Source organism: Psychroflexus sp. MBR-150, from assembly GCF_053628795.1.
Map to the genome: position 1 here is coordinate 144,783 of NZ_JBRJHB010000001.1, position 25,536 is coordinate 170,318.

The 25,536-nt window shown below is 34.0% G+C and carries 29 protein-coding genes; 8 read left to right on the forward strand and 21 right to left on the reverse strand.

Annotated elements, in window-relative coordinates:
- Positions 1–9: 9 nt before the first annotated feature.
- The 15 genes from ACSSV5_RS00665 to ACSSV5_RS00735 form a co-directional block, all read right to left on the reverse strand.
- The gene (locus ACSSV5_RS00665) at positions 10–960 is read right to left on the reverse strand and encodes a VOC family protein (protein WP_454244367.1); all 951 of its coding nucleotides are present in this window, start codon (positions 958–960) and stop codon (positions 10–12) included.
- 17 nt (positions 961–977) lie between these two features.
- On the reverse strand, positions 978–1,829 hold the full coding sequence (locus ACSSV5_RS00670) for an alpha/beta fold hydrolase (protein WP_454244368.1): 852 nt from the start codon (positions 1,827–1,829) through the stop codon (positions 978–980).
- Positions 1,830–1,989: 160 nt separating this feature from the next.
- The gene (locus ACSSV5_RS00675; protein ID WP_454244369.1) at positions 1,990–2,868 is read right to left on the reverse strand and encodes an AraC family transcriptional regulator; all 879 of its coding nucleotides are present in this window, start codon (positions 2,866–2,868) and stop codon (positions 1,990–1,992) included.
- 51 nt (positions 2,869–2,919) lie between these two features.
- Positions 2,920–3,588, reverse strand: coding sequence for a signal peptidase II (locus tag ACSSV5_RS00680; protein ID WP_211065134.1), 669 nt, complete (start codon positions 3,586–3,588; stop codon positions 2,920–2,922).
- Positions 3,589–3,623: 35 nt separating this feature from the next.
- On the reverse strand, positions 3,624–4,256 hold the full coding sequence (locus ACSSV5_RS00685; protein ID WP_454244370.1) for a DUF4097 family beta strand repeat-containing protein: 633 nt from the start codon (positions 4,254–4,256) through the stop codon (positions 3,624–3,626).
- Positions 4,257–4,265: 9 nt separating this feature from the next.
- Positions 4,266–4,979: a DUF3307 domain-containing protein gene (locus tag ACSSV5_RS00690; RefSeq protein WP_454244371.1), complete on the reverse strand. Its 714-nt coding sequence runs from the start codon at positions 4,977–4,979 to the stop codon at positions 4,266–4,268.
- The gene (locus ACSSV5_RS00695; RefSeq protein WP_211065137.1) at positions 4,973–5,575 is read right to left on the reverse strand and encodes a SatD family protein; all 603 of its coding nucleotides are present in this window, start codon (positions 5,573–5,575) and stop codon (positions 4,973–4,975) included. Before ACSSV5_RS00695 ends, ACSSV5_RS00690 begins: the two co-directional genes overlap by 7 nt.
- 115 nt (positions 5,576–5,690) lie before the next feature.
- A complete protein-coding gene (locus ACSSV5_RS00700; RefSeq protein WP_454244372.1) occupies positions 5,691–6,635 on the reverse strand; it encodes a 2-hydroxyacid dehydrogenase in 945 nt (314 codons plus the stop codon).
- Complete coding sequence (locus ACSSV5_RS00705) at positions 6,632–7,039, reverse strand: acyl-CoA thioesterase (RefSeq protein ID WP_454244373.1); 408 nt, start codon at positions 7,037–7,039, stop codon at positions 6,632–6,634. The genes ACSSV5_RS00700 and ACSSV5_RS00705 overlap by 4 nt, the downstream gene beginning before the upstream one ends.
- 11 nt (positions 7,040–7,050) lie before the next feature.
- Positions 7,051–8,403 carry a magnesium transporter gene (gene mgtE, locus ACSSV5_RS00710; protein WP_454244374.1) on the reverse strand — a complete coding sequence of 451 codons (1,353 nt, stop codon included), beginning with the start codon at positions 8,401–8,403 and terminating at the stop codon, positions 7,051–7,053.
- Positions 8,393–9,220, reverse strand: coding sequence for a 16S rRNA (adenine(1518)-N(6)/adenine(1519)-N(6))-dimethyltransferase RsmA (gene rsmA, locus ACSSV5_RS00715; protein WP_454244375.1), 828 nt, complete (start codon positions 9,218–9,220; stop codon positions 8,393–8,395). Before rsmA ends, mgtE begins: the two co-directional genes overlap by 11 nt.
- A gap of 18 nt (positions 9,221–9,238) precedes the next feature.
- Positions 9,239–11,542 (reverse strand): penicillin-binding protein 1A, encoded by a 2,304-nt coding sequence (locus ACSSV5_RS00720; protein ID WP_454244376.1) that lies wholly within the window; start codon positions 11,540–11,542, stop codon positions 9,239–9,241.
- Positions 11,539–12,033: a gliding motility lipoprotein GldH gene (locus ACSSV5_RS00725; protein ID WP_211065142.1), complete on the reverse strand. Its 495-nt coding sequence runs from the start codon at positions 12,031–12,033 to the stop codon at positions 11,539–11,541. The genes ACSSV5_RS00720 and ACSSV5_RS00725 overlap by 4 nt, the downstream gene beginning before the upstream one ends.
- A gap of 1 nt (position 12,034) precedes the next feature.
- On the reverse strand, positions 12,035–13,189 hold the full coding sequence (locus ACSSV5_RS00730; protein ID WP_454244377.1) for a PSP1 domain-containing protein: 1,155 nt from the start codon (positions 13,187–13,189) through the stop codon (positions 12,035–12,037).
- 121 nt (positions 13,190–13,310) lie between these two features.
- A complete protein-coding gene (locus ACSSV5_RS00735) occupies positions 13,311–14,099 on the reverse strand; it encodes a TrmH family RNA methyltransferase (RefSeq protein WP_454244378.1) in 789 nt (262 codons plus the stop codon).
- A 208-nt stretch (positions 14,100–14,307) separates the two neighbouring features.
- Here ACSSV5_RS00735 and msrB (ACSSV5_RS00740) point away from each other — a divergent pair, with 208 nt between their 5' ends.
- The 7 genes from msrB (ACSSV5_RS00740) (at position 14,308) to purE (ending at position 20,004) form a co-directional block, all read left to right on the forward strand.
- The gene (gene msrB / locus ACSSV5_RS00740) at positions 14,308–14,805 is read left to right on the forward strand and encodes a peptide-methionine (R)-S-oxide reductase MsrB (RefSeq protein WP_454244379.1); all 498 of its coding nucleotides are present in this window, start codon (positions 14,308–14,310) and stop codon (positions 14,803–14,805) included.
- Positions 14,802–15,191, forward strand: coding sequence for a peptide-methionine (R)-S-oxide reductase MsrB (gene msrB, locus ACSSV5_RS00745; RefSeq protein ID WP_211065146.1), 390 nt, complete (start codon positions 14,802–14,804; stop codon positions 15,189–15,191). Before msrB (ACSSV5_RS00740) ends, msrB (ACSSV5_RS00745) begins: the two co-directional genes overlap by 4 nt.
- Positions 15,192–15,193: 2 nt before the next feature.
- Positions 15,194–15,724, forward strand: a complete 531-nt coding sequence (locus ACSSV5_RS00750) for a hypothetical protein (protein WP_454244380.1) — start codon at positions 15,194–15,196, stop codon at positions 15,722–15,724.
- A gap of 216 nt (positions 15,725–15,940) precedes the next feature.
- A complete protein-coding gene (hemF, locus tag ACSSV5_RS00755; RefSeq protein ID WP_454244381.1) occupies positions 15,941–16,849 on the forward strand; it encodes an oxygen-dependent coproporphyrinogen oxidase in 909 nt (302 codons plus the stop codon).
- A 4-nt stretch (positions 16,850–16,853) separates the two neighbouring features.
- Entirely contained in the window at positions 16,854–17,843 is a 990-nt protein-coding gene (gene hemB, locus ACSSV5_RS00760; RefSeq protein ID WP_454244382.1) for a porphobilinogen synthase, read from the forward strand.
- A gap of 32 nt (positions 17,844–17,875) precedes the next feature.
- Entirely contained in the window at positions 17,876–19,474 is a 1,599-nt protein-coding gene (lnt, locus tag ACSSV5_RS00765) for an apolipoprotein N-acyltransferase (protein WP_454244383.1), read from the forward strand.
- A gap of 47 nt (positions 19,475–19,521) precedes the next feature.
- Positions 19,522–20,004 (forward strand): 5-(carboxyamino)imidazole ribonucleotide mutase, encoded by a 483-nt coding sequence (gene purE, locus ACSSV5_RS00770; protein ID WP_454244384.1) that lies wholly within the window; start codon positions 19,522–19,524, stop codon positions 20,002–20,004.
- Positions 20,005–20,042: 38 nt separating this feature from the next.
- On the opposite strand, the gene ACSSV5_RS00775 is transcribed toward purE, so the two are convergent.
- The 3 genes from ACSSV5_RS00775 to ACSSV5_RS00785 form a co-directional block, all read right to left on the reverse strand.
- Positions 20,043–21,317 (reverse strand): peptidoglycan DD-metalloendopeptidase family protein, encoded by a 1,275-nt coding sequence (locus tag ACSSV5_RS00775; RefSeq protein WP_211065151.1) that lies wholly within the window; start codon positions 21,315–21,317, stop codon positions 20,043–20,045.
- A 63-nt stretch (positions 21,318–21,380) separates the two neighbouring features.
- Positions 21,381–21,641, reverse strand: a complete 261-nt coding sequence (locus ACSSV5_RS00780; RefSeq protein ID WP_454244385.1) for a hypothetical protein — start codon at positions 21,639–21,641, stop codon at positions 21,381–21,383.
- A 15-nt stretch (positions 21,642–21,656) separates the two neighbouring features.
- Positions 21,657–22,214: a sigma-70 family RNA polymerase sigma factor gene (locus ACSSV5_RS00785; protein WP_454244386.1), complete on the reverse strand. Its 558-nt coding sequence runs from the start codon at positions 22,212–22,214 to the stop codon at positions 21,657–21,659.
- A gap of 74 nt (positions 22,215–22,288) precedes the next feature.
- Here ACSSV5_RS00785 and ACSSV5_RS00790 point away from each other — a divergent pair, with 74 nt between their 5' ends.
- A complete protein-coding gene (locus ACSSV5_RS00790) occupies positions 22,289–23,512 on the forward strand; it encodes a glycosyltransferase (RefSeq protein WP_454244387.1) in 1,224 nt (407 codons plus the stop codon).
- A gap of 30 nt (positions 23,513–23,542) precedes the next feature.
- Here ACSSV5_RS00790 and ACSSV5_RS00795 read toward each other — a convergent pair whose 3' ends face one another.
- Genes ACSSV5_RS00795 through ACSSV5_RS00805 form a run of 3 tightly spaced genes read right to left on the reverse strand, consistent with a single transcriptional unit; the run spans position 23,543 to position 25,504 of the window.
- Complete coding sequence (locus ACSSV5_RS00795) at positions 23,543–23,980, reverse strand: hypothetical protein (protein WP_454244388.1); 438 nt, start codon at positions 23,978–23,980, stop codon at positions 23,543–23,545.
- 21 nt (positions 23,981–24,001) lie between these two features.
- Positions 24,002–24,511 (reverse strand): acyl-CoA thioesterase, encoded by a 510-nt coding sequence (locus ACSSV5_RS00800; protein ID WP_454244389.1) that lies wholly within the window; start codon positions 24,509–24,511, stop codon positions 24,002–24,004.
- Positions 24,512–24,556: 45 nt separating this feature from the next.
- Positions 24,557–25,504 carry an HU domain-containing protein gene (locus ACSSV5_RS00805; RefSeq protein WP_454244390.1) on the reverse strand — a complete coding sequence of 316 codons (948 nt, stop codon included), beginning with the start codon at positions 25,502–25,504 and terminating at the stop codon, positions 24,557–24,559.
- Positions 25,505–25,536: the final 32 nt, after the last annotated feature.

The window sequence follows — 25,536 nt, forward strand, 5'->3', positions numbered from 1 at the left end:
GTCGTGCTTTTATTTATCGGGGCCAATAGAGTTTGCTAAAAAATCAGGAGACAACTCTGGTCCCCACCAAATGATGCCCTCAGCCAATTCATTTTCTTTCCAAAGAACAGGTTTCCAGTCGGGATCATAAATATGGTAACCACCACTAAACAGTTCCAGCCGGTGTCCACTTCCCGGATCAATTGCATAAATGAACCCTGCTTGGGAGATGCCATGTTTTCCAGGAGCTAAACTAAGCTCTATACCATTTTCCTTGAAAATATCTGCGGCTCTTGCCACGTCTTGGAAATTATCAAGATAAAAGGCCGTATGGTGATATCTGTTTTTACGTCCAGCTTCGTCAAACATTATAGCCAAATCATGTACTAAAGTGGTTACAGATGTCCAAAAAGCCAATCCAAATCCATTGTCTAATTGGACGTATTCACGATTTTTAAATCCAAAAAGTTTTTCATGTAATTCCATAGATTCCCTGGGATTACCAACATTGAAATTAACGTGATCTATGCACCGAGGAGATATTCCATGGTCAAAAGATTTAAATACTTGATTTTTAAGTCTGGATCTTTTGCCTTCAGGAGCTAATGGTCTTTCCATATCATAATAGATTTCATAAGTCTGTCCCGTCGGTAAATTAAAACGAAACGCCTTTCCAAGACCAGCCTCTTCACCTTCAGGAACCCAAGAGGGATTTAAGCCAGCATTTTTTACCTTGTCATAAAAATAATCTACATCATCAGGCTCCTGGGTTTTCCAAGCAATATGATCTAACATAGCTACCTTTCCTTCAATTAAAATCAAAGAATGATGTTCAAAATCTGCCCATGCACGATAATAGATTTTATTTCCTTCGCGCTTTTGTTCATTTAATCCCACTATATCATGAAAAAACCAGTGTGATTTTTCAAGATTTGGAGTAACAAGGGCTACATGCCCCAACTTTGCAAGTCTTTTTTCCATAATTAAATTTGTTTTTATTAATAATTCTTTTCGAAAAATTCTTTCAATAAAAAATGAAAAGATTCTTTATATTCAATTTGGGTCCAATGGCTACAGTGACCAAAAATGTGCATCTGAGCATTTGGAAGATGTTTGATGAGATAATGGCTGGTTTCTACATTGACTAATAGATCCTCCTGACCATGAATGATCAAAATGGGATGATTCATGTTTCTCAAAGAACCATTGGGGATTATCAATTCATCAAGATGTTGTTGTCTAGGGGCTGGGAACATAGCCTCAAATGATCTACGGATATTTGGATCTAATGAAGCCTCATGTCTCATTTTAGCAATTTCTCCCAATTGATCTCCTATAAAGCTATTATCGTATGAAAACCAGGAAATTATATTTGCCATAAGTTCAGGTGAAGGATCGTCATAATATCCCCATGTTCTATCTAATTCTGAAGTAATAGTGGTTGGTGCTCCGGCAGGACCCATGAGTACAACCCGATTAAACCGGTCGGGGAAATCCATTAAAAGCTGAAGACTGATAGCTCCTCCCATTGAGTTTCCGACCATATGCACCTTTTCTAGCTTTAGTTCGTCTAATAGAGAAATAATTTGATCAATCCATAGCCGCATCCAGTTACGCATTCCTTTAGGTGGGTTTTCTGGATGGTTGCTTTTTCCAAAACCAATTAAATCTGGTGCAATACAATGGAATTTTTCACCAAATTCGGGCATAATATATTGCCAGTTTGACCATGCACTAGCTCCTGGACCAGAACCGTGCAAAAACAAAATCGCTTCTTTATGACTTGCTCCACATTCATTAATATATGTATTATTCGCACTTTTTACGATACGGTTATTAACTTCTTCCATAAGTTTTAAGTTTTAATATTATTAAAGATTAACTAAACGTTTCGTCAAAGTTAAAAATATAAATTCTTACGATTTATACATTATATTGTCTTAAAAGTGCACAATTCGAATATTGTCTTTCGTCCTGGATGGGTAGTGATTTCGGAAATGGGAAGTTTGTTTATCTTTTACGATAGCTATTCCTGAAGTCTTTAGGTGTTTTACCTATATATTTCTTGAACATCCTAAAGAAATAGGTGGGATGATTAAAGTTTAGCTGATATGCAATTTCAGATATTGTTTTGTCCGAATAAATAAGTAATCTCTCTGCCTCATGGAGAATTCTCTCTCTTATAACTTTTCCAGCTGGATGCCCCGTTTCGTTTTTTACTACATGGTTAAGATATCCTTCTGAAAGGTTTAAATTACGTGCATATTCGGCCACACTCTTTTTGCTTACGAAATGTTCTTCAACAGCTTGAAAAAATTTATTCACAATCACTTGAGATGACGTGTATTGGGTGCTACTATCATGTAAATTATAATACTCAAAGAGTTTTAATAATGTAAGATGTAAATAGGATCTAATAATCTCATCCTTCAAAAATGACCCACTAACATAAGTGCTATTCATATATTGAATTAGACCATTCACTTCTTTTGAAGTGGAGCTATTCATCTTCACGATTAAGAACTTTTTTGAAATATTGTGCTTGATAATTCCTGCCAAGTGACTTTTATTTTCAGAATGGATTTCAAAAAAATCTGAGCTGAAATGCATGGAATATCCCTGTACTGTTTTAGTAAAATTTGTTGCGTGAATGGTGTTTGGATACAGGAGCAGAAAATGATTGTTTTGTATTTCATGTTCTTCTTCATCTATTGTGACAATATATTTACCATCCGATATCCAAACCAGCTGAAAAAGATGGCTATGGCGGTGGGGTTCTAGTATCCTTACTGTCTGGGCCAGACTTTCTATGGTATTTATTGAAAAATAATCTGATAGATGTTTTGGCGAATTTTCACCGTATTCTAAATAATTTGGGATAAATTTCATTCAGTAAGGAATATTTGATTTTTTAAGAATTATTTCTTAAATAAATTGTAACTAATCAATCCGCAAATTAGCAAAAATATTTAGTGTAGATAAAACTGGTTGCTGATTTTTTAAACAAGAACCTGTTACAGATCTAAGTTTGGCAAAGTTATCACAGCCTTGTTCTGATCTAAATTGTCCAGAGATTTTCTGTTTTACTTTTATATTTCTTATAGCTCTTTCAGAGGCGTTGTTATCTGGAGGGACATCCAGATGATAGAGGAATGTAAAGATATAGTTCCTGTATTTTATAAGTCTTTTTTTAAAGGTTATTAATTCTCTATGTTCTTTTGGCGGATCATGATTTAAGATGATATCCATTCTTTTTTCTATACTTTTCTTTATTGGACAATTCTCATTAAAGGCTATTTCTTTTATTTTTTTCTTAAAGCTGATGGCAATTAACAAGATTTTTGGTGCTTTTTTTCGAGTCGAATCCCATAACCACCAACCAATGCCAACAATAGCAAATAGGCGAAATACAGTGAGTATGATTTTGCCATAATCACCCGGAATTTTTGCTCCCCAAGCCATACCTTCATTTTCTATAAAAAGAATCTGAAACCAGGAAAACACTTCAATGCTTTCATACAGTTTGAAATGGGTTTTGATATAAATTTTAGAAATCTGATCTATAATTAAAATCACGATTATAAACCAGATTGATTTTTTTAAGTTCATCTATATAAAAGATGTGAAAGGCAAAAATAGGGTTTTTATTCCATTTGCCTAACAATGATATTGCCGTTTACGCTCTTGAGGTTGATTTGATTTTTTTTTGAATAAAACGAATCAATTTTTATCATTCCATTTTGTGAAAACGCCTTGATATCAGCTCTTTTGGTGTTTATTTTTATATTCCCGTTAAACGTATTGATATCTGCATGACCAACAAAAGCTTTGAGGTTACAATGTCCAGATTTTGTATTGAGTTGAAAATATTCAAATTCACCCTGACCTTCAACTGAAGCTAAATCTGACTCTATGATAAGTTGAGATTGTTGAGGAAGATCAAATGTAACGCTTACGGAAAAACTCTGCATTGAAGTCATTTTATTATCGCCAAATTCTAAAGCTTTAGGATAAATACTTTTTATAATCAAACTGTCATTTTGAATGCGATAGTCAAAATACAACTCGGTTTTATAGGTGCTTTCTGCTGATGAATTGAATTTAAAATAAGCTGATTTATGCGTCTTGATTTCAATTTTTGAAACTTGATTGGCTTGAAACAACACGACTTTGATGTCATTGTTGTTGATTTCAAAAGCGGTTTTGAATTGCGGATAAGCTTTTTGAATGCTTAAAAATACTAATAGTAAAAACAAAAAGATTTGTTTGAAAATCATTTATGTAATTTAGATTGTAATTAAATATTTATAACCCAAACCTATAACAATAGCTATGAGAAAGCTCAATAAAGTTCCGATTAAAATGTATTCTGTGAGTTTTCTGTCTTTTGCTCTTGAAAGATCACCAAACCTAAATACAGATTTTGCCGTGATTAAAAACCCAATTGCACTCCAATGACCTAATACAATAAATAAAAAGATAAACAAGCGTTCTAAAATACCAATAAAAGCACCAGCATTTTTTAAAGCACTTTTAGGTTGGTCTTCATCTAATTGCCATTTACTCATCAGCGTTTTTATAACAACTGAAGTTACTGATGTTAGCATCAAAATGGCTAATAACGTCAGTAAAAAATCACCTGAAAAGATGTTATCAAAACCAATTGAAAATGGAAAATTAAGATCAACCACAAGACCAATTACTGATAAATGTAGCCCTTGGTCTATAAAAAACAAACGTCTTTCATTTTTAGAATTTTGTAAATAGAGTTTTGCCAAATCAATAACAAAATGGCTTAATAAAATCATCAAAATATAAGGCCAAAGGCTAAAATCTAATTTTAAAAGAAGCAACAGTGCTATGGTATGCACCAAAATATGATAATATAAATATTTGGATTTATGTTTTTTGCGTTTTTTTTCGCTTATCCAAGTATTGGGTTGTAAGACAAAATCACCAATGATATGAGCAATCAATAATTTTAAAGTAAAAGCTAACATAATTCAGCAATTTGATTTTTATAATAATTATTCATCATCATCATTTCGTCAAATCCACCACGTTTTAAGGCTTCGCTGATACTGCTTTGAGATTTGTTGAGCTTGTCGGCGAGTTCTTTTTGTTTGAGATTTGGATTTTCAATCGAAAGTTTAATGATTTTAGCCACCGTTGGACTCCAACGATCTGCTGTCAGTAAAGATAAAGATAGCATTAGATTTATGGTATCGTCAAACTTTTTGTTTTCAGATTTTAAAATCATATTTTGTTTTTTTAACGCATCAAAACTTTCTCCCGACCTTATAAAAGCTGAACCATTAGATTCGGTGATATGAATTGATTCATAATTTTGTTTTCCCAAACCTATACCGATTCGCACATCCAAATCTTCAAATTGTTTAATGGCAGATTTAAGATGTATTGACGCTAATATCGCTTTTTCATTTGAAATAGCTAATTGAAAACTATCACCCCTAAAAACTTCCCAATCCTTTGGTGCTTTGCCATAAAATTCTAATGTCGATTTAAGCACTTGAAGCCATACTTCAGCATTTTCGCTTTTAGAATTTACAACATCTCCTGTTAATACCGCTATCATTTTTATTTGATATTTTTTACAAATATATCGGTTTTAGAACAGATATTCAAATAAATCGGCTATAAAGCCGATAATTAAGAATATCGGGTTTAAAGCCGATAATTGTTTAGAGGTTTTAATTTAAAAATTCTCTTTTGATTTTATCTACAATGGTTTGAGCCAATTTAGCCTTACTTTCAATGGTCCAACCAGCGATATGTGGAGATAAAATCACATTATCGAGTTGTATTAAAATTTTAAAAGCTTCGGGCATTTGAGATTGATTTGTAAACAAATTTTCAAATGAATTTTTTTCATATTCTAAAACATCTAAACCTGCACCTTTCACTTTTTTATTTTCTATAGCTTTTACCAAATCATCAGTTTTTATAACCTGACCACGAGCGGTGTTGATTAACCAAATAGGGTGAGAAAATTGAGATAGAAATTTTTCATCAACGATATGTCGAGTTTTTTCAGTTAAAGGCAAATGAAGACTTAAAATTTGAGTTTCTTCAAAAAAGGTTTTTAAATCGACTTGTTTTGCAAATTTATCGCCAACCTTAGTTTTGATGTCATAGCAAATCACTTTGCAACCAAAACCTTGGAGGCGTTTTGCAAAAGCTTTTCCCATATAACCATAGCCTAAAATACCCATGGTTTTACCCATAATTTCTTCACCGCGATTCTCTTCTCGTTTCCAAACGCCATTTCTAACTTCTTGATGTGCGATGAATAACCGATTGGTCAAATTCAGCAAAAGTCCTAAGGCGTGTTCGGCAACGGCATCACGATTGCCTTCAGGTGCATTAAACAATTTTATGCCTTGTTGCTCTGCAAAGTCAACATCAATGTTTTCTAAACCAGCACCAACACGACCGATAAATTTTAAGTTTTTAGCTTTTTGTAAAAATGATTTATCAATAGGAAATCGGCTACGAATGATAATGCCATCATAGTTTTCAATATGCTTTTCAATTTCAGATTTTGATGATGAATAATCTTCTTCATTGGTCATACCAATAGCTTCAAGCTGATTGATGAGTAAAGGATGGTTTTGATCAAGATGAAGAATTTTCATAAGTTTTCAAAATAGGGTTTCAAAATATCTGAAGTAAGTCGAGTAGGTTTTAAGGTTTTTAAACTTACAAAACACCATTGTGCTTCAGAATCAAAGATAAGTTGTTTGGTTTTGGTGTTTGTAATGGTGGTTTTTCTCACAGAAGTTGCTGTTGAAAAATCATCTATCCAAGTTTTGATGATTAACTCATCGTTGAGTTTAGCTTGTTTTTTGTAATGAACCTCGTGTTTTAAAATCATCCAACCAAATTGATTTCTCACGCTTTCTAAGCTAAAACTTGTCCAATGTTTTTTTGAAATATCTAAAACCCATTGGATATACGCTAAATTATTGACGTGATTAAAATGGTCTATCACATCGTTTTCAACTTTAATTTTTTTTTCGAAAGGAATAGGGATTAGCATAGCAAATTATTTCAGAAACCTAACATATATTTAGCGATGGTAAAAAATATCAGCAAGCCAAAAATATCGTTGCTTGTCGTGATAAAAGGACCTGTTGCTAATGCTGGGTCTATCTTGTAGCGGTCTAACATAATTGGGACAAAAGTTCCGATGAGTGAAGCGATAATAATCACTGATATTAATGCAATAGATACCGTGAAAGCCACTAGATAATCACGTCCTAGGATAAAATGTGACCCAATAAAAAGAATGAGTGATAAAACAATGCCGTTTAAAACATTAAGCCCAACTTCTTTAGCGAGACGTTTCCAAATGGAGCCTGTCAGTGTGCCTTTGGCTATGCTCTGAACAATAATGGCAGAAGATTGAACCCCAACATTACCAGCCATAGCAGCAATGAGTGGCATAAAGAAAAACAGAAATCCATAATTGACCATAGCACTTTCAAATTGACCAGCAACGGTAACAGCTATAAACCCGCCAAAAAGTGCTAAAATTAACCAAGGTAAACGAGCACGTGTAAGTTCCCAAATGCTATCATCGGCATCGACATCTTCAGAAATACCAGCAGCCATTTGGTAATCTTTGTCGGCTTCATCTCTAATAAAATCGATAATATCATCAACGGTAATTCTACCGACCAATCGTCCGATTTCATCAACTACGGGTATGGCTTCAAGGTCGTATTTTTGCATTATACGAGCCACTTCTTCAGCAGAGGTATGTACATCGACATAATCTACATTTTCGATATAAACATCAGCGATATTGGCATTACTTGGAGCGGTAATTAAATCTTTAAGCGATAATCGTCCTTTTAATTTTCCTTTGTTATCAACAACGTAAATTGAATGCACTCTTGTGACATTTTCAGCTTGAGCACGCATTTCTTCCATACAGCCTGTAACACTCCAGTTTTCATTGACCTTAATGAGTTCTTTAGCCATCAAACCTCCTGCAGAATCTTCGTCATAACGCATAAGCTCAACTATATGTTGGGCGTGGTCGCGGTCTTTAAGGTTTTTAAATACTTCATCTTTGAGTTCTACAGATAAGTTTGAAATGATGTCGGTTGCATCATCGGTATCCATTTCTTCAATCTCGTCTGCTATTTCTTTTGGCGTCAGATTTTCGAGGAGTTTATCTCGATCATCTTCGTCGATTTCCATCAAAATTTCAGCCGTTTTTTCACTGTCTAAAAGTTTGATGATATAGGTGGCTTCATCAAGTGTGAGTTCGTCTAAAATTTCAGCTATATCTGCATGATGCATATCATCGAGATGCGACATAAGCTCCTGATTATTTTTTTCTTCAATCAGGTATTTTATTTTTTCAATAAATGCTTTTGAAATTTCAAACTGCATCTTTAGCTATTTTTTGGGTTAAATCAACAAAATCTTGATAACTTAATCTTTCGGGTCGTTGAGCAAAGATAAGGTCAGATTTTAAATTATCGCTCAAATTGAATGTTTTTAAACTGTTACGAAGGGTTTTTCGGCGTTGTTGAAAAGCGGTTTTAACCACTTTAAAAAATAATTTTTCGTCGCAATCTAATTTGTAGTTTTCTCTACGGGTCAATTTGATTACACCACTATCTACTTTTGGCGGTGGATTAAACACCTGAGGCTTTACAGTAAATAAATATTTAGTTTCGTAAAACGCTTGAGTTAGTACAGATAGAATACCATATGTTTTATTACCGCTTTCTGCACAAATGCGTTTGGCGACTTCTTTTTGAAACATACCCGCAAATTCAGGTACAACATTTCTTAATTCTATGGTTTTAAATAAAATTTGACTGGAAATATTGTAAGGAAAATTACCTATGATTCCAAAGCTATCGTCATCTAAAATAGTTTCTAAATCTGCTTTTAAAAAATCTTGGTCAATGATTTTAAAACGAGATTGGTTTTCAAGTGGGTTTAAAATATGTTCGTTGAGAAATGCTATAGAGTCTTTATCGATTTCAAAGGCAAAAAGTTCAACAGGTTTTTTGAGTAAAAATTTGGTAAGCATTCCTGTGCCAGGACCTATTTCTATGAGTTTATCAAAAGCTTCATAATTTAATGCATCAGCTATTTTTTGGGCAATGGTTTCATCTTTCAGAAAATGTTGTCCAAAAAACTTTTTTGGGCGAACAGGTTGAGATAATTTCTGAAAATGATTTTTGGTGTTCGCCATTGTAGAGGAGTTTAAATCTTAAAAATCGATATTGTAATCTGGTTGAGATGTTGCATTATCACCGTCTTTAGTTTCGTTATCACATTCCACTTGAATACTTAGGTTTTCAGGCTTTTCAAATTCTTCTGCAGAGACTTCAAATTCTTCATCTTGATAAAGATTTTTCATATACATTCCCCAAATGGGCAAAGCCATAGTTGCTCCTTGACCATATGTGAGGTTGGTAAATCTAATCGAACGGTCTTCGCCACCAACCCAAACGCCAGTAGCCAAATCAGGCACCATACCAATAAACCAACCATCGCTTTGATTTTGAGTGGTTCCGGTTTTTCCTGCAATAGGGTTTTTAAAATCATAGGGATAACCTGTTACAGCTTTTTTGTAGTGTGGTAAATTTTTAGCCCAAGTTCCTCTCAAGCGTTGACCTGAACCGTATTGGGTTACACCTTCTAAAAGTTTGACGGTAACATAAGCCGTTTCATAGCTTAAAACATCTTGCGTTTTGGACTTGTGTTGATACAAAACCGTTCCGTTTTTATCTTCAATTCTGCTGACGTAGTAAGGTTCAACATAAACGCCTTTGTTAGCAAATGTGCTGTAGGCTGAAACCATTTCATAAACACTCAAATCTGGTGTTCCTAAAGCTATTGAAGGATAAGGTTCAATGTTTTTGGTATCAATTCCTAATTTTTGAACCAGTTGCAATACGGGTTGAGGACCAGTTTTGTCGATTACTCTTGCGGTAATGGTATTGATAGATTCAGCAAGAGCTTGTTTTAAGGTTTTAATTTCTCCGTAATCATCACTAGAATTTACAGGTGTCCAGTCTTTAATTAAACCAAATTTTCCTTTAGGTATGGTAAACTTTGTATTAGGCAGTTTATAGCAAGGCGAAAGATGAAGCTGATCGATAGCGGTTGCATAAACAAAAGGTTTGAAAGTAGAGCCAACCTGTCGTTTAGCTTGTTGAACGTGTTCGTATTTAAAGTATTCAAAATCAATGCCACCAACCCAAGCTTTTATAGCACCAGTTTGTGGACGCATAGACATCATCCCAGCGTTTAAAAATGATTTATGGTAATAAATAGAATCTCTTGGAGTCATGATGGTGTCTTTTTTGCCTTCCCAGCTAAAGACTTTCATTTGGATTGGTTTATCAAACGAAGCCAGAATAGAATCTTCGGATACACCAGCCTTTTTCATTTGTTTATATCTCGAAGAGTTTTTGATAGATCTATCGATTATTCTGTCGATTTCTTTTTGGGAAAGACTTCTAAAAGGAGCTGTTTTATTGTTTTTATTTTTTTCAAAAAACACTTTTTGAAGATTTTTCATGTGGGCTTCAACAGCATTTTCTGCATAAGTTTGAGCTTTAGCATCAAGTGTTGTATAAATTTTTAGACCATCACTGTATAAGTTGTAGAGTTCGCCATCTTCTTTATGATTTTCTGCAATCCAATTATTCATAAATTTTTTTAATTCAGCTCTAAAATAAGTGGCTTGACCGTCATTTTGATATTCTGGCGTATAATTCAACTCAAGAGGTAATGCCTTTAGTGAATCTTTTTCTTCTTCTGTGATAAACTCGTTTCTTGCCATTTGCACTAACACTTGATTGCGTCTTTGAAGTGCGTTGTCTTTAAAAATATCGCGATAAGGATTGTACAGTACAGGGTTTTTGAACATCGCAACCAAAGTTGCAGATTCTTCAATATTTAAGTCCTGTGGTTCTTTTCCAAAATAAATACGTGCTGCTGAGCGTATGCCAACAGCTCCACGTGTAAAGTCAAAAATATTGAAATACATGGCAATGATTTCGTCTTTGGTATATTGCTTTTCCAGACGTGTGGCAATAACCCATTCTTTGATTTTTTGAGTTAATCTATTGGCTAAACCCGTTTGATTCATGTCTGTAAAAAGCTGTTTAGCGAGTTGCTGTGTGATGGTACTTGCACCACCTTTACTGCCGAGATAGGCAATAGCTCTTAAAGTACCTTTGGCGTCAATACCTGAATGCGAATAGTATCGTTCATCTTCGGTAGCGACTAAGGCATTGACCAAATGTTTAGGAAGTTGATCGTAATCAACCGGTGTTCGGTTTTGTTTAAAATATTTACCGAGGGTTTTTCCATCTTGTGAAATAATTTCTGTTGCCAGATCAGTTTGTGGATTTTCTAATTGTTCAAAGCTTGGCATTTTTCCGAAAACACCTACACTTGCCAGTAGAAATATTGATATTACAAATAGAAACAGCAATACATAAAGCATCCAAAATTTTTTGATGTATTTGCTCTGGTCTGTTTTTTTCTTTTTTGCCGTCATGATTTTTCAGGATTTGCTAATTCAAAACTAAAGCCAACTTCTTCAATACCTTTGAGTTTGGCCAATGTATTGGTTTCATTGGCTTTACGCATAGCCTGTTTTATTTTTAATTGATATTGTCCTTGCTCATTAAATTTAAGGTTTTCTTTATACCAAAGTTTATTGTGTTTTAAACTTCCAAAACCTTGTCCCATAAGTCTTCCATCTTTAAACGCCATTTTGTATTCTAAAGTATCTACAATAATCTTACCATGTGGAAATTGCATAGCTGTTATAAGAAACAAATTGCTGTATTGATAATCTGCTGTGTTTTTAATATGGATAAAAAAATTATAATTTTTGGTAGTATCAGGTGCTTTAAATTCAAATTTAGCTATACTATCTTTATGCCAAAATCCATCAAAAGACTTAGATTCATAATAAAAAGGCTTGTTTTGGCAAGCTCCAAAACAGAAGAGCAATAAACTTATGGCTAAAATTTGTTTAAGCATTTTAATTTGAATTCTTTTTATGTTGGTTTTGTCTTGGTTTTCTTTTTTTACGGCGTTTTTTGCGTTTGGGTTTGTCAAAACGTGTCAAACTATCTTGACCAACAACATTAGAATAATCTATGGTTTGAGTTGGTGTGTCGTCAACAAAATCTTCTAAGCAATCCACAGGTTTGTTTTGTTTTTCGGCTTGAATAATATCATTAACATCATCAACGTCTAATTCGTGCCAAGGATTGGGTTCATCAAAGTAAGCATACCATAGTTTTCGTTTAAAGATATCCATTTTTTGTAAACTGGCTTTTCCTTTTTTGGTGATTAGTTTATAATCTGATTTTGGAAAATCTTTAAGTGCTTCAACATACATATCCAATTCGTAATTGAGACAACATTTGAGTTTTCCGCACTGACCAGCCAATTTCAATGGATTTAAAGACAACTGTTGGTATCGTGCTGCAGAGGTTTTGACAGATCTAAAATCGGTAAGCCATGTTGAACAACAAAGTTCTCTGCCACATGAACCGATGCCACCAAGGCGAGATGCTTCTTGACGTAAGCCGATTTGTTTCATTTCAATACGGACTTTAAAAACATAAGCGTATTCTTTGATTAAGTCTCTAAAGTCAACACGTTGTTCAGCTGTGTAGTAAAATATAGCTTTAGAGCCATCGCCTTGAAACTCGACATCGCTGATTTTCATTTTCAGCTTTAGTCTAATAGCGATTTGTCTAGCTTTGATTTTTACCTCTTCTTCTTTTTGACGGTATTTTTGCCAAACATCAATATCTTTTTGGTTAGCTTTACGATAAATTTTCGGGAAATCATCTCCTTCAGGTTTGGCTTTTTTCTTCTTCATTTGAACTTTGACCAATTCACCAGTTAAGCTTACAATACCAATATCATGACCAGATTGTGCTTCTGTAGCCACAACATCGCCCATATAAATTTGTATGTTTTCTGGATTTCTAAAAAATTCTTTTCTTCCGTTTTTAAATCGGACTTCTACCATATCAAAGGCATCTTGACCTTTGGGCAATTGCATATTAGACAACCAATCAAAAACACTGAGTTTATTGCAGCTGTCTGTTCCACATGTACCGTTATTTTTACAGCCTTTTGGCGTGCCATCTTTTTGAGTCGAGCAACTTCCACATCCCATATTTCTATATATTGAAACTAAATACGATTATTTAGTTGATGAATAAATTAAAACGTAAAGATATTAAAAATTAAAGGTTAAGCGTGAAAATTGTTGGTTTGAAGTTTTAAATCAGTAGATATTAAACTTTAGATCGCCTTTGCCTAAGAGCTTCAAAAGTCAAAACAGCAGTAGAAACTGAAAGATTCATCGAGTCGATTTGGCCTAACATCGGAATATTTATGGCTTGGATGTCAGGTTGATTTCTCCAAAACTCTGTTAAACCATAGGCTTCTGAACCCATCACAAAAGCTGTGTTGTTTTTATAATCTTCATTTAAATAAGAATTTGAATTTTGCAAAGTTGCTGAATACATATAAAATGAATGTTCTTTTAAAAACGCATAAACTTCTTTTGAAGATCCAAGGGCAATTTGGTTTGAAAACACCGCACCCAAACTCGCCCTAATCGTATTGGGATTATACAAGTCTGTTTTGGGGTTGGCAATGATGATTGCATCGACCTGAGCTGCGTCTGCGGTGCGAAGAATAGCTCCGATATTTCCTGGTTTTTCTGGCGATTCTAAAACTAAAACTAAAGGATTTGAGGCTTTAAATTTCAAATGTTTTAAATTATGTTTAGGACTTTTGCACAAGGCCACAACACCTTCTGTGCTAGATCGATAAGCCAAATGTTGATAAACATCAGTTGAAATAGAAATCACTTCAGTTTTATCAGAAAAATTCAAATCAGATTGATAGAGATTTTCAGCAAAAAAAACTTTTTCGATTTGATAATTATAGGTCAACGCCATTTCAATTTCTCTAACGCCTTCAACGACAAAACGGGCATCGCCAACTCTAAGTTTTGATTTGGATTGGAGTTGTTTTAAATATTTAATTTGAGAGTTTTTGGTGCTACTGATTTTCATTTTATAGAATGATTACGTTAAAAATATATTAATTTCTGACACCTTAACCTCATTAAACATTTGTTTTTCAGTGATTTAATTTTTTAAGATTTATAATTTTAAATTTATGGCATCGAAATTGTTTAAATTAAATCATAACTTATCAAAATATTAACGAAACCTCATATTTCAAAACTAACTTTAATTTGTTATTTTACATCAAAAAGTTATGAAAACATTTCTATCATTTATTCTTATATTCAGCTTATATAGTTGTCAATCTTCAGCTCAAGACGAAAAAAGCAAAAAAAATAATTATGAAGTAACTAAAACGGATGCTGAATGGAAAGCCGAGCTCAGCGATATAGAATATCAAGTTTTACGTGAAGCAGGAACTGAAAGAGCATTTACAAGTGAATTACTTGAGGTAAAACAACCTGGTACATTTGTCTGTGCAGCCTGCGGTAACCCTTTATATAAAACCAAACACAAATTTGATAGCGGAACAGGTTGGCCGAGTTTTGACCGTGCTATTGAAGGAAGTGTAGTTTTATCTTCTGATAAAAAAATTGGATATAAAAGAACCGAATTGCTTTGTGCAAAATGCGGTAGCCATCTCGGTCATATGTTCAACGATGGTCCAAGTGAAACCACAGGCAAAAGACACTGCATTAATGGTGTGGCATTAAACTTTGTTTCAAAAAAAATAAAAAAAATAAAAGAATGAAAAATCTAAAAGATACCGATTGGAAATCAAAACTTTCTCCTGAAGCATATGAAGTTTTAAGAAAAAAAGCCACCGAGCCACCACATTCAGGAAAGTATAATATGCATTTTGAAAATGGCACTTATGTATGCAAAGGTTGCGGTGCTGAATTATTTGATAGTGACACCAAATTTGATAGTGGCTGCGGTTGGCCAAGTTTTGATAAAGCCAAAGAAGGAGCTGTTCGCTACGAACCCGATCACTCTCTTGGAATGAAACGTGTAGAAATATTATGTAACAATTGCGACGGTCATCTCGGTCATGTTTTTGATGATGGTCCAACCGAAACAGGACAACGCTACTGTGTTAACTCCTTAAGTTTGAATTTTAATCCTAAAAATAAATAATGATGAAAAAATTAATTGTACTGCTTTTCAGTTTAGCTCTAATCAGTTGCGAAGGCGATACCGGACCTCCAGGACCTCCAGGATTAGATGGTGTGAATATTTTGGGTAACGTTTTTGACGTTACTGTTGACTTTACACCCAATAATGCTTATGCAAATTTAATTGCTTTTCCTAACAATATTGAAGTTTTTGAAAGCGATGTAGTAATGGTTTATCTGCTTGAAGAACAAGTCAGTGACCCAACCGGTCCAATTGACGTGTGGACGCCCTTGCCCCAGTCTTTCTTTTTAGACGATGGTTCTCAAGTGGTTTATACCTTTAATCATACTTTTCTTGATGTTAACCTATTTTTAGATGGCAATGTCAACCTGGACAGTTTAGGACCAGCATTTACTAATAATCAAACATTTAGAATTGCGATTTTGCCTGCAGATTTTGCAGAAAACTTTGATGTTAATTTAGAAAGTTACAATGAAGTTATGCAAGTTTTAAAATCACAAGATGCGAATTTTAAGGTAAAATCTCTGAATTAGTATCAACAATAGGAGTTTTTTATAAGCTAAAATATTCTTGTTTTATATGAAAGTGATAAAATAATAATGTTTGAGATATCTTTTGAATAGATACATATAAACTTTAGAATACCCACATGCTAAATTTACAGATAAGCTTATAGAATTTTTATTAAAACTTATTGTTCGAAAGTTTTAATATAGAAAAAATTACTTTTGTAATACATTAAGTTTAATATGAAAGACTTTTTTTACAATTATATCTTAAATCTTCAAAACAGAATTACTTCTACTCTTGAAGAAATTGACAGCAAAGCCAAATTTCACGAAGACCAATGGCAAAGAAAAGAAGGTGGTGGCGGAAAAACACGAGTCATTCAAAATGGTGATGTTTTTGAAAAAGGTGGCGTCAATATCTCCGCAGTCCACGGTCCATTAGCACAATCTATGCAAAAGTATTTTAATGTTGAAGATTGTGATTTTTATGCTTGTGGTTTGAGTTTGGTGCTTCATCCTAAAAATCCTTTTGTCCCAACAGTACACGCCAATTGGCGGTATTTTGAGATGTTTGATAAATCGGGGAAAATGATAGATCAATGGTTTGGTGGTGGATTGGATTTAACGCCGTATTATCTGTTTGAAGAAGACGCTAAACATTTTCATCAGGTTTGTAAAACGGCTTGTGATAAGCACAATTCAGAATTTTATCACAAATATAAGAAACAATGTGATGACTATTTTTGGAATCATCATCGCCAAGAAGGTCGAGGTATTGGTGGTTTGTTTTTTGATTACCTAAAACCCACTGCTGACAGAGATATTGACCAATGGCATGATTTTGTTACCGAAGTTGGCGATAGTTTCCTTGAAGCTTATATTCCTATTGTAGAAAAACGAAAAGATATACCTTATGAGAAGCATCATAGAGACTGGCAAGAAATACGACGTGGTCGCTATGTTGAGTTTAATTTAGTGCATGATAAAGGCACTTTATTTGGTCTTAAAACCAACGGTCGCATAGAAAGTATTTTGATGAGTTTGCCACCACATGTGCAATGGCGATATGATTATCAACCTGAGAAAAACTCAAAAGAAGAACAATTAATTCAAGTTTTACAACATCCAAAAGATTGGATAAATTCATAAAATTATGTATCCATACCAACGCCCAAGACGATTAAGAAAAAGCCAAGCCATCAGAGATTTGGTTCAAGAAAACCGTTTGCATCCCGATGATTTTATTGTGCCTTTATTTATAGTTGAAGGTCAGAATATCAAAGAAGAAATTCCATCAATGCCTAATTATTATCGGATGAGTTTAGATTTGATTAAACAAGAAGTCAAAGACTTATGGGCTATGGGCTTAAAATCGGTCTTACTTTTTGTAAAAGTGGATGACAAATTCAAAGACAATACTGGTTTATCTGCTATTGATGATAATGGTTTAATGCAACAAGCTATCAAAAGCATTAAAGATACTGTTCCTGAAATGTACGTGATGACTGATGTGGCTTTAGATCCATTTTCATCTTTAGGCCACGACGGCATTGTTAAAAACGGAAAAATCATCAATGACGAAAGTGTGCAAATTCTTGCCAAAATGGCTTTAAGTCATACTCAAGCTGGTGCCGATATGGTTGCTCCAAGCGATATGATGGATGGCCGCATTGGAGCCATCAGAGAAATATTAGAAAAAAATGGGTTTGATGATACAGGTATTTTAAGTTATTCGGCTAAATATGCATCAGCCTTTTATGGTCCGTTTCGAGATGCTTTAGACTCTGCACCCGTTGATGAAGCCGATGTGCCTAAAGACAAAAGCACTTACCAAATGGATCCTGCGAATCGCAAAGAAGCCATAACCGAAACGCTTTTAGACATTGAAGAAGGTGCAGACATCGTGATGGTCAAACCTGGCTTGTGTTATTTAGATATCGTCAGAGATTTAGCCAATACGATTGAGCAACCCATAGCGGTTTATCAAGTCAGCGGCGAATATGCCATGATAAAAGCCGCCTCACAACAGGGTTGGCTTGACCACGATGCGGTGATGATAGAACAACTCACCGCCTTCAAACGTGCTGGTGCATCTTTGATTGCGAGTTATTTTGCGAGGGATGTGGTAAGACTACTAAGTTAATTTATTTAAGAATATTATTTATAAATTATTATATGCCAAGCCTCAAACATCTCGGACTTATATTGTTGTCAGGTATTTTGCTGAGCTTGTCTTGGCCAACTTATGGGTTTTCCCCTTTTATATTTTTGGGTTTTGTGCCGTTGTTGATTGTGTTTTATCAATTGCGGATGGAAAAACCTAAACGACTTTTACTTAAAAGTTTTATTTCAGCTTACATTACTTTTTTTATTTTTAATATCACGACTACTTTTTGGTTGTATTATTCTACTGCATTTGGGATGTGGTTTGCTGTTTTGGTCAATTCGGCTTTGATGGCTTTGGTGTTTACAATTTATCAATTTATTGCCAAACGCACTTCAAACCGTAATGCCTTGGTGTTTCTAATCGCTTTGTGGATTGGATTTGAAAAACTACATCTACACTGGGAATTTTCCTGGCCTTGGCTCAATCTTGGTAATGTGTTTTCAGACAACATCAACTGGATTCAGTGGTATGAATACACAGGTACTTTTGGTGGTACGTTATGGATTTGGATTATTAATCTCTTGCTTTTCATTGCTTATCTCAAATGGCGACAAAACCGTTTGCATAAAACTAAATTTTTAGCTTCACTTATTTTACTTTTGGGCATACCAATCGCTTTATCTTATATCATAAAAACGCAATACACCAACTTTGAAAAAACTGCAGAAGTGGTAGTTTTACAGCCCAATATTGATCCTTATTCTGAAAAATACAACACCAAAGACCCACAAGTTGCTCAAAATTTATTTGAGCTCATTGAACAACAAAAACCTCTCCATAACACTGTTATATTAGCACCAGAAACGGTATTTGCTGATGGTACAAGATTACAGCAGTTTAATGCAAGTCCAGCATATCAATTTTCTCAACAAGTCACAAATCAATTTCCTCAATCGTCTTTAATTAGTGGAATTTCGATGTATGAAATCATCCGTGATTCATCTCAAATAAAAACCCAAACCAATTTCTTAAGAAAAGGCATTTGGTTTAATGACTACAACTCAGCGTTTTTTGCAAAAGCTGATCAACCTATAGAATTTTATCACAAATCAAAATTGGTAGTTGGTGTAGAAAACTTTCCTTATCAAGGACTTCTCAAGCCGCTTTTGGGTGATATTATGTTAGATTTAGGTGGAACCGTGGCGATGAAAACTACCCAAAAAAATCGTTCTGTATTTAAAGCTGATGAGCAAATTAAAGTCGCTCCAATAATTTGTTATGAATCCGTTTATGGCGAATTTGTAACAGGATATATAAACAACGGAGCAACAATTTTAGGCATCATCACCAACGATGCTTGGTGGGGCGAAACCCAAGGTCACAAACAGCATTTTTCTTATGCTAAATTACGAGCTGTAGAAACACGTCGAAGCGTGGCAAGAAGTGCTAATACAGGAATCTCTGGCTTTATCAATCCCTTAGGTGAAGTGATGTCTCAGTCGGTTTATAACACAAGAATTAGCCTAAAAGCTGAAATTCCTTTGATGACTAAAAAGACGTTTTACGTTAAGCACGGTGATTATATTGCACGGATTGCTTATTTTTTTATCATCTTTATTGGTATTTTTGCGGTAATTAAGCATAAACGAAAAGGTTTAAAGCGTTGATGCTGAAATGAATTCAGCATGACTTTTAAGAAATAAATCATTGAATCATGAAAACCGTAGCTATAATTATGGGAAGCACAAGCGATTTGCCAGTGATGCAAGGCGCCATAGATATTTTAAAATCTTTTGAAATTCCAGTAGAGGTCGATATTGTATCAGCTCATCGCACCCCAGAAAAATTGATGGAATATGGCAAATCTGCCGTAAACAGAAATATAGGTGTAATCATCGCTGGAGCCGGTGGTGCAGCCCATTTGCCAGGAATGATTGCTTCGGTTACGGCTTTGCCTGTGATAGGTGTTCCTGTCAAGTCCACAAATTCAATTGACGGATGGGATTCGGTGTTGTCTATTTTGCAAATGCCCAGTGGTGTTCCTGTGGCTACAGTTGCTTTAGATGGAGCCAAAAATGCAGGCATTCTCGCCGCACAAATTCTCGGTGCAACGCAAGCGGATATCCGCAAAAAAGTTGAAGATTATAAAGAACAGCTGAAACAAAAAGTGATTGAAGGAGCAAAGTCTTTAAAATAGTTGTTTTGATTTACACCCTAGCCAGTATAAATTGGAATTTATTTTAAATTGGCTATACTTTGTCGGTTTTCCTGTAAGAAATTATAATCGAGTTGTTTTTTGAGATTTTCAATATAATTGAAATATTTTGGTTTCAAGCTTTCAGGCATTGGTTTTGCGTCTGGCAAGTCTTGTTTGTAAGGATCAACTTGGCTACCGTAAACCCAAAATCTATAACAAACATGTGGTCCAGTGGCTAAACCTGTACTGCCAACATAGCCAATTATTTCACCTTGTTTAACGCGTTGACCCACTTTGACAGCACGTTTACTCATGTGTAAATACTGTGTAGTGTATTTGTTAGTGTGTTTTATTTTAACATAATTCCCATTACCTCTTGTATAGCTTGATTTAATGACAACACCGTCGGCTGTGGACCAAATAGGTGTTCCGCGAGAAGCGGCATAATCTGTTCCTTTATGGGCTTTCCAACGTTTTTGGACGGGATGAAATCGCCTTGGACTATATCGAGACGAAATGCGTGAATATTGAACGGGTGCTTTTAAGAAAAATCGTCTTAAAGTTTTAGCACTCTCATCAAAATACTCAGTTCTGCCTGTAATTGAATCAACTTCAAATTCAAAAGCATAATATGGCTTATCATCATGCACAAAAACCGCGGCATCAACACTTTCTATTCCAGCGTAAATACTGTCATTTATGTATTTTTCTTTATAAACAATTTTAAATCGATCGCCAGGTTGAATTCTAAAAAAGTCGATTGTCCATTGATAGATGTCAGCCAAACGATTAGTCAACATATAATCTAAACCGGCTTCATCAATTGTTAGAGACAAAGAAGAATTGATAACACCTGAAGCCGTTTTAGTTTTAATAGTCACAGGTTTTTTGGATTTTTCAGCATAAATGCTATCGCTTAGAAAAACTTTGGTATAGTCTATTTTGTTGTTTTCATAAATAAAAGCATAAGGTTTTGATAGACTATCTTTTGTTTTTAAAATCGTATAGGGTTTGCCGACATTGATGCGTTTAAAATTAAAAATAGTATCGGAAATACTATGTGTGATTTTATAAACTTCATTTGGAGTTATACCATGTTTATCCATAATAGAGCCAAAAAAATCACCTTTTGCTACGGTATCGTTTACAACTTCAAAATCATTAAGCGTAAACCCAAAGGCTTTTATTTTTTTTTCTACTGGAGTTTTTGCAATTTGGGATTCTTTAATAGGGTTTATTTCTGTTGTAGAGCTGTTATCTTGACAACTAAAAACCATTATAAAAGACAAAAAAGCAAGGTAAATTTTAAACATAAAGCACAATATTGTTTATAGTTTTTGCAAAGTTAATGAATTCACGATTAATGGCGGGCTAGTTTAATTGTTAGAATTGACTTTTTGTTTAATTTCTTCTAAATCTTTAACATCTAAAACCTCATAGTCTTTTTTCTTAAAAAGATTAGTCAACAAACCATTTTTAGCATTGTATTTCCTGCATCGCTCACAATATGAAATATGTATTTTAAGTTTTAATTTTTCCCAAAAACTGGCTTCACCGTATTGCAGTTTGTCGCTGTAATGTGCTATTTGTTGACAAGATTTAGGGATGTTTTCTTCTTCTATATATTCTTGACTCATTTATTATTTTGTTTTTTAATTTTTAAACCAATTCCTATCCAAACAGTCTGCCAAAGACTTTCTAGCTCTATGAATAATTACCCATAGATTAGACGGCGTAATATCAAAGACATTACAAATGGCTTCAGTATCGTATTCTTGAACGGTTTTCATCCTAAAGATTTGGGCTTGTTTTTCATTGATATGTTCAAGGCAATTTTCTATGGCTAAACCTAACTCACTGTTTTCAAAATCATCTTCTGCAGTCATATCAGACTGATCAGTTACGCGTTCTTCTATCCAATCACCTTCTTGATCTTCAGAAACGTAATCCATCCTGACTTCAGCTTTACCTTTTTTAGAGTTTATTTTTCGATAGTGATCAATAATTTTATGTTTCAAAATAGACACCAACCAAGTGCGTTCGGTTGAGTCGCCTTTAAAATTGTCTTTAGATTTTAAGCCAGCAAGAAAAGTTTCAGAAATTAAATCTTTAGCAATATCTGAATCATTTACACGTGTAATCGCATAATTGAATAAATAATTTGCATAATTATCTACCCATAAATTTGGTGAAAGCTTTTTATTCGGCATACTTAAGATTTAAGTTTTAAAATTAGTAGTTTTAACCTACATATTCTTTAATTAATTCTTAAAATTTACTCGCCTTGAATATATTAATTATCAGCACACAAATTCCTGAACCTCTTTCTACTGCTGCCGGTGTTAGAATGCTTCAAATTATAGATCTCTTTAGGTCTTATAGCTACAATATTAATTTTGCATATTCCAGCCCTAAAAACAATTTGTCTTTTAAACTTGAGCAGTGGTCTATAGATTGTCATTTTATTAAACTAAACGATGAAAGTTTTGAGTTAATTTTAAAAAAAATTCAACCTGATATTGTCTTGTTTGATCGGTTTTTTACAGAAGAACAGTTTGGTTGGGTTGTCGATGAACAATGTCCAAAAGCTTTAAAAATTTTAGATACAGAAGATTTACATTTTTTAAGAGATATGCGTGAGCAGAGTTTAAAAAAGCCTGTCAGAACCCAATCTGATTTAGTTTTAAACGATAAAGCCAAACGAGAATTGGCTGCAATATACAGGTGTGATTTAACATTGATGATTTCAAAAGAAGAAATTCGAATTTTAGTTGAAAATTACAATATTCCTAAGCAATTGTTATTCTATTTACCATTTGTATATCAAACAAAAGAAGAAATTCAAAAACAAAGTCCAGGTTTTAAAGATCGGCAAAATTTTGTGAGTATTGGCAATTTTAGACACAAGCCTAATTTTGATATGGTTCATTTTTTACATCAGCAACTTTGGCCAGAAATCAAACGTGTTTTACCCAATACTGAATGGCATATCTACGGAGCATATTGCCCTAAGAGTGTAGAGCAAATTCACAATGAGAACAAAGGCATAATGGTAAAAGGTCGAACCTCAGAAGCTATAACCACTTTAAAAAAATATAAAGTTATGTTAGCTCCTTTGCGTTTTGGAGCTGGATTAAAAGGCAAATGTCTTGATAGCATGCAAGCTGGCACACCATCTGTGACGACTTATATTGGAGCAGAAGGCATTTGCATTCATAAAGATTGGCCAGGATTCGTTGAAGATAACGACGAAGCTTTTATCAAAAGTTCAGTAAATTTATATACTGATGAAAAGCTTTGGAATATAAAGCAAAAACATGGTTTTCAAATATTAAAAGAAAATTTCAATCTATCTGATTTTAAAAATAGTTTTAAAATGAAAATAGATGAAAGTCTTAAAAATTTAAGGCATTTAAAGCATCACAACATTGTAGGTCAGTTGCTTAAACATCATTATCACCAAAGCACAAAATTCATGTCTTTATGGATCCGAGCTAAAAACAGCTAAAAACAAATGTATTAATGTTAACCGCTTAACTTAAAACCACGCTTGCCAAGGAATTCTTGACAAAAGAAGTAGCAGTGCAATGGTATAAAAAATAGAAATCGTTTTAAATTTTTTATTTGATGAGAGTTTCTTTTTATGTTTAGAATAACCTATAGTGACAAAAACGATGGCCAAAATCATCGTTATTGGGTGTTCGATGAGATATAAACGCAAGGTTTCATTTTTCATAATGCTACTCATACCTTCATCTGAAAATGCAGAAAAATAAGGAGAAACAAAATACAATACTAAGCCAATAAGAAGTTGCAAATGCATGACAATAAGAGCAAACAATGATATCCTAAAATCGTGGGCAACAAAAGGTTGTTTAGTAGTAAGTTTAACAATAGCGTTAAAAGTGGCTAATATTACGATAAGCAATACTAAGTAAGCCCAATAAGAATGAAGAATTTGAATAGCGGTGTACATAATGGTATTTTTTAAATAGGTTTAATCAAAAAGTGCTTTAAGCTCTGTGGCGTCGTGTGGTTTCATTTTTCTAGCTAATACCAAACTGAGTTGTTTTCGCCTCAAAGCACCTTCATAACGTTCTTTTTCAAGTTCTGTTTCTGGCTCTATTTTTGGAACAGTTACGGGATTGCCCATATCATCAACGGCTACAAAGGTATAAATAGCTTCGTTGGCTTTCAATCGGCGTCCACTTTCTCGGTCTTCGGTCCATACATCCAAATAGATTTCCATAGAGGTTTTAAAAGCTCTTGATACTTTTGCTTGCACCGTAACCACGCTACCAAGAGGAATGGCTTTGTTGAATGCAACGTGGTTTACTGAAGCTGTAACAACAATTCTTCGGGAGTGTCTTCTCGCAGCTATACTTGCAGCTCTATCCATTCTTGCGAGAAGTTCTCCGCCAAATAAATTATTAATGGGATTGGTTTCGCTTGGTAAAACCAAATCCGTAAGTTCTGTTTTTGAATCCTTAGGGTGTTTAATATCCATCAACTTTTTTTTTGCAAAGATAAGGTTTAGTGCATTAAACCAATCTTAAAGTTCTTTAACATAAAGCCAAGCATAAGGATTGTTTTGGGATTTGATTTGCCTAAGTTTTTTTAAGGCTTTAAGCTTATCATCAAAGCTGGCATAAACCACTTGATGTAAACCATATTTGTTGGCACCAATATACTTAGCATCAAAACCTTGCTTTTTGAGTTGTTTAATTTTTTTATTGGCATTGGCTCTTATCCTAAAAGCACCACCAACAATATGATATTTGCCTGTTTTTTTAGACTCGACTTCTACAGACAAAGCCTTTAATGGCTTTGAGACTAAAAAACTGCTTTCTTGAATTTTTTGATCTATCAAGTGTTTTGCTTTTTCTTGCTGAACAAGATTATATGCTTTGATTTCTTTTTGATAGATTTGTGAACCTACTAAGCCAGATATACCTATAGCCACAATTCCTATAGCAGCATATTTCCAATAGTTGGATCTTCTCGACTGAACTTCGTTAAGCGTTTTTACATCAGGTGATGAAATAGGTTCAACAGGTTTAGTTTTAGCAACTTTATTTTGTGCAATGGTTATCTCGTCAACTTTAAACTTAGGCAAGCCATAAGCTTCAATGAGCCAATCTAATTTAGTGTCTGGTTCAAATACCAATTTACGATCAGCATTCAATTTAAAATGTCCTAAATCTTTGAGATAAATATCTGCTTCGTCCTCTAAAGTCTCTAAAATTTTTTGGCTAAAAACTTTAATTTTTTGTTGGGCAATTTGAAATGACACCTTTTCTTCTTTCGCGATTTGATTGGCAAGCAAAGCATCACTACTTTCTTTAAGATTTTGATTAAATGTCAGCCTTTTTCTTGGTGGTAAAAAATAACCATCTTCAATTTTAGCCGTTTGCTTTTGGGTAACAAAACCACCTAAACCACCAACAATAACGCAGTCGTGGCGATATAAGAGATTTTTGATGTGAAATTGAATATTCATACGAAACAAAATTAACTAAATAATTGTTTCTA

Coding starts and splice junctions, on each gene's coding strand:
- ACSSV5_RS00665 (WP_454244367.1), bottom strand. CDS start 960: ATGGAAAAAAGACTTGCAAAGTTGGGGCATGTAGCCCTTGTTACTCCA.
- ACSSV5_RS00670 (WP_454244368.1), bottom strand. CDS start 1,829: ATGGAAGAAGTTAATAACCGTATCGTAAAAAGTGCGAATAATACATAT.
- ACSSV5_RS00675 (WP_454244369.1), bottom strand. CDS start 2,868: ATGAAATTTATCCCAAATTATTTAGAATACGGTGAAAATTCGCCAAAA.
- ACSSV5_RS00680 (WP_211065134.1), bottom strand. CDS start 3,588: ATGAACTTAAAAAAATCAATCTGGTTTATAATCGTGATTTTAATTATA.
- ACSSV5_RS00685 (WP_454244370.1), bottom strand. CDS start 4,256: ATGATTTTCAAACAAATCTTTTTGTTTTTACTATTAGTATTTTTAAGC.
- ACSSV5_RS00690 (WP_454244371.1), bottom strand. CDS start 4,979: ATGTTAGCTTTTACTTTAAAATTATTGATTGCTCATATCATTGGTGAT.
- ACSSV5_RS00695 (WP_211065137.1), bottom strand. CDS start 5,575: ATGATAGCGGTATTAACAGGAGATGTTGTAAATTCTAAAAGCGAAAAT.
- ACSSV5_RS00700 (WP_454244372.1), bottom strand. CDS start 6,635: ATGAAAATTCTTCATCTTGATCAAAACCATCCTTTACTCATCAATCAG.
- ACSSV5_RS00705 (WP_454244373.1), bottom strand. CDS start 7,039: ATGCTAATCCCTATTCCTTTCGAAAAAAAAATTAAAGTTGAAAACGAT.
- mgtE (WP_454244374.1), bottom strand. CDS start 8,403: ATGCAGTTTGAAATTTCAAAAGCATTTATTGAAAAAATAAAATACCTG.
- rsmA (WP_454244375.1), bottom strand. CDS start 9,220: ATGGCGAACACCAAAAATCATTTTCAGAAATTATCTCAACCTGTTCGC.
- ACSSV5_RS00720 (WP_454244376.1), bottom strand. CDS start 11,542: ATGACGGCAAAAAAGAAAAAAACAGACCAGAGCAAATACATCAAAAAA.
- ACSSV5_RS00725 (WP_211065142.1), bottom strand. CDS start 12,033: ATGCTTAAACAAATTTTAGCCATAAGTTTATTGCTCTTCTGTTTTGGA.
- ACSSV5_RS00730 (WP_454244377.1), bottom strand. CDS start 13,189: ATGGGATGTGGAAGTTGCTCGACTCAAAAAGATGGCACGCCAAAAGGC.
- ACSSV5_RS00735 (WP_454244378.1), bottom strand. CDS start 14,099: ATGAAAATCAGTAGCACCAAAAACTCTCAAATTAAATATTTAAAACAA.
- msrB (WP_454244379.1), top strand. CDS start 14,308: ATGAAAACATTTCTATCATTTATTCTTATATTCAGCTTATATAGTTGT.
- msrB (WP_211065146.1), top strand. CDS start 14,802: ATGAAAAATCTAAAAGATACCGATTGGAAATCAAAACTTTCTCCTGAA.
- ACSSV5_RS00750 (WP_454244380.1), top strand. CDS start 15,194: ATGAAAAAATTAATTGTACTGCTTTTCAGTTTAGCTCTAATCAGTTGC.
- hemF (WP_454244381.1), top strand. CDS start 15,941: ATGAAAGACTTTTTTTACAATTATATCTTAAATCTTCAAAACAGAATT.
- hemB (WP_454244382.1), top strand. CDS start 16,854: ATGTATCCATACCAACGCCCAAGACGATTAAGAAAAAGCCAAGCCATC.
- lnt (WP_454244383.1), top strand. CDS start 17,876: ATGCCAAGCCTCAAACATCTCGGACTTATATTGTTGTCAGGTATTTTG.
- purE (WP_454244384.1), top strand. CDS start 19,522: ATGAAAACCGTAGCTATAATTATGGGAAGCACAAGCGATTTGCCAGTG.
- ACSSV5_RS00775 (WP_211065151.1), bottom strand. CDS start 21,317: ATGTTTAAAATTTACCTTGCTTTTTTGTCTTTTATAATGGTTTTTAGT.
- ACSSV5_RS00780 (WP_454244385.1), bottom strand. CDS start 21,641: ATGAGTCAAGAATATATAGAAGAAGAAAACATCCCTAAATCTTGTCAA.
- ACSSV5_RS00785 (WP_454244386.1), bottom strand. CDS start 22,214: ATGCCGAATAAAAAGCTTTCACCAAATTTATGGGTAGATAATTATGCA.
- ACSSV5_RS00795 (WP_454244388.1), bottom strand. CDS start 23,980: ATGTACACCGCTATTCAAATTCTTCATTCTTATTGGGCTTACTTAGTA.
- ACSSV5_RS00800 (WP_454244389.1), bottom strand. CDS start 24,511: ATGGATATTAAACACCCTAAGGATTCAAAAACAGAACTTACGGATTTG.
- ACSSV5_RS00805 (WP_454244390.1), bottom strand. CDS start 25,504: ATGAATATTCAATTTCACATCAAAAATCTCTTATATCGCCACGACTGC.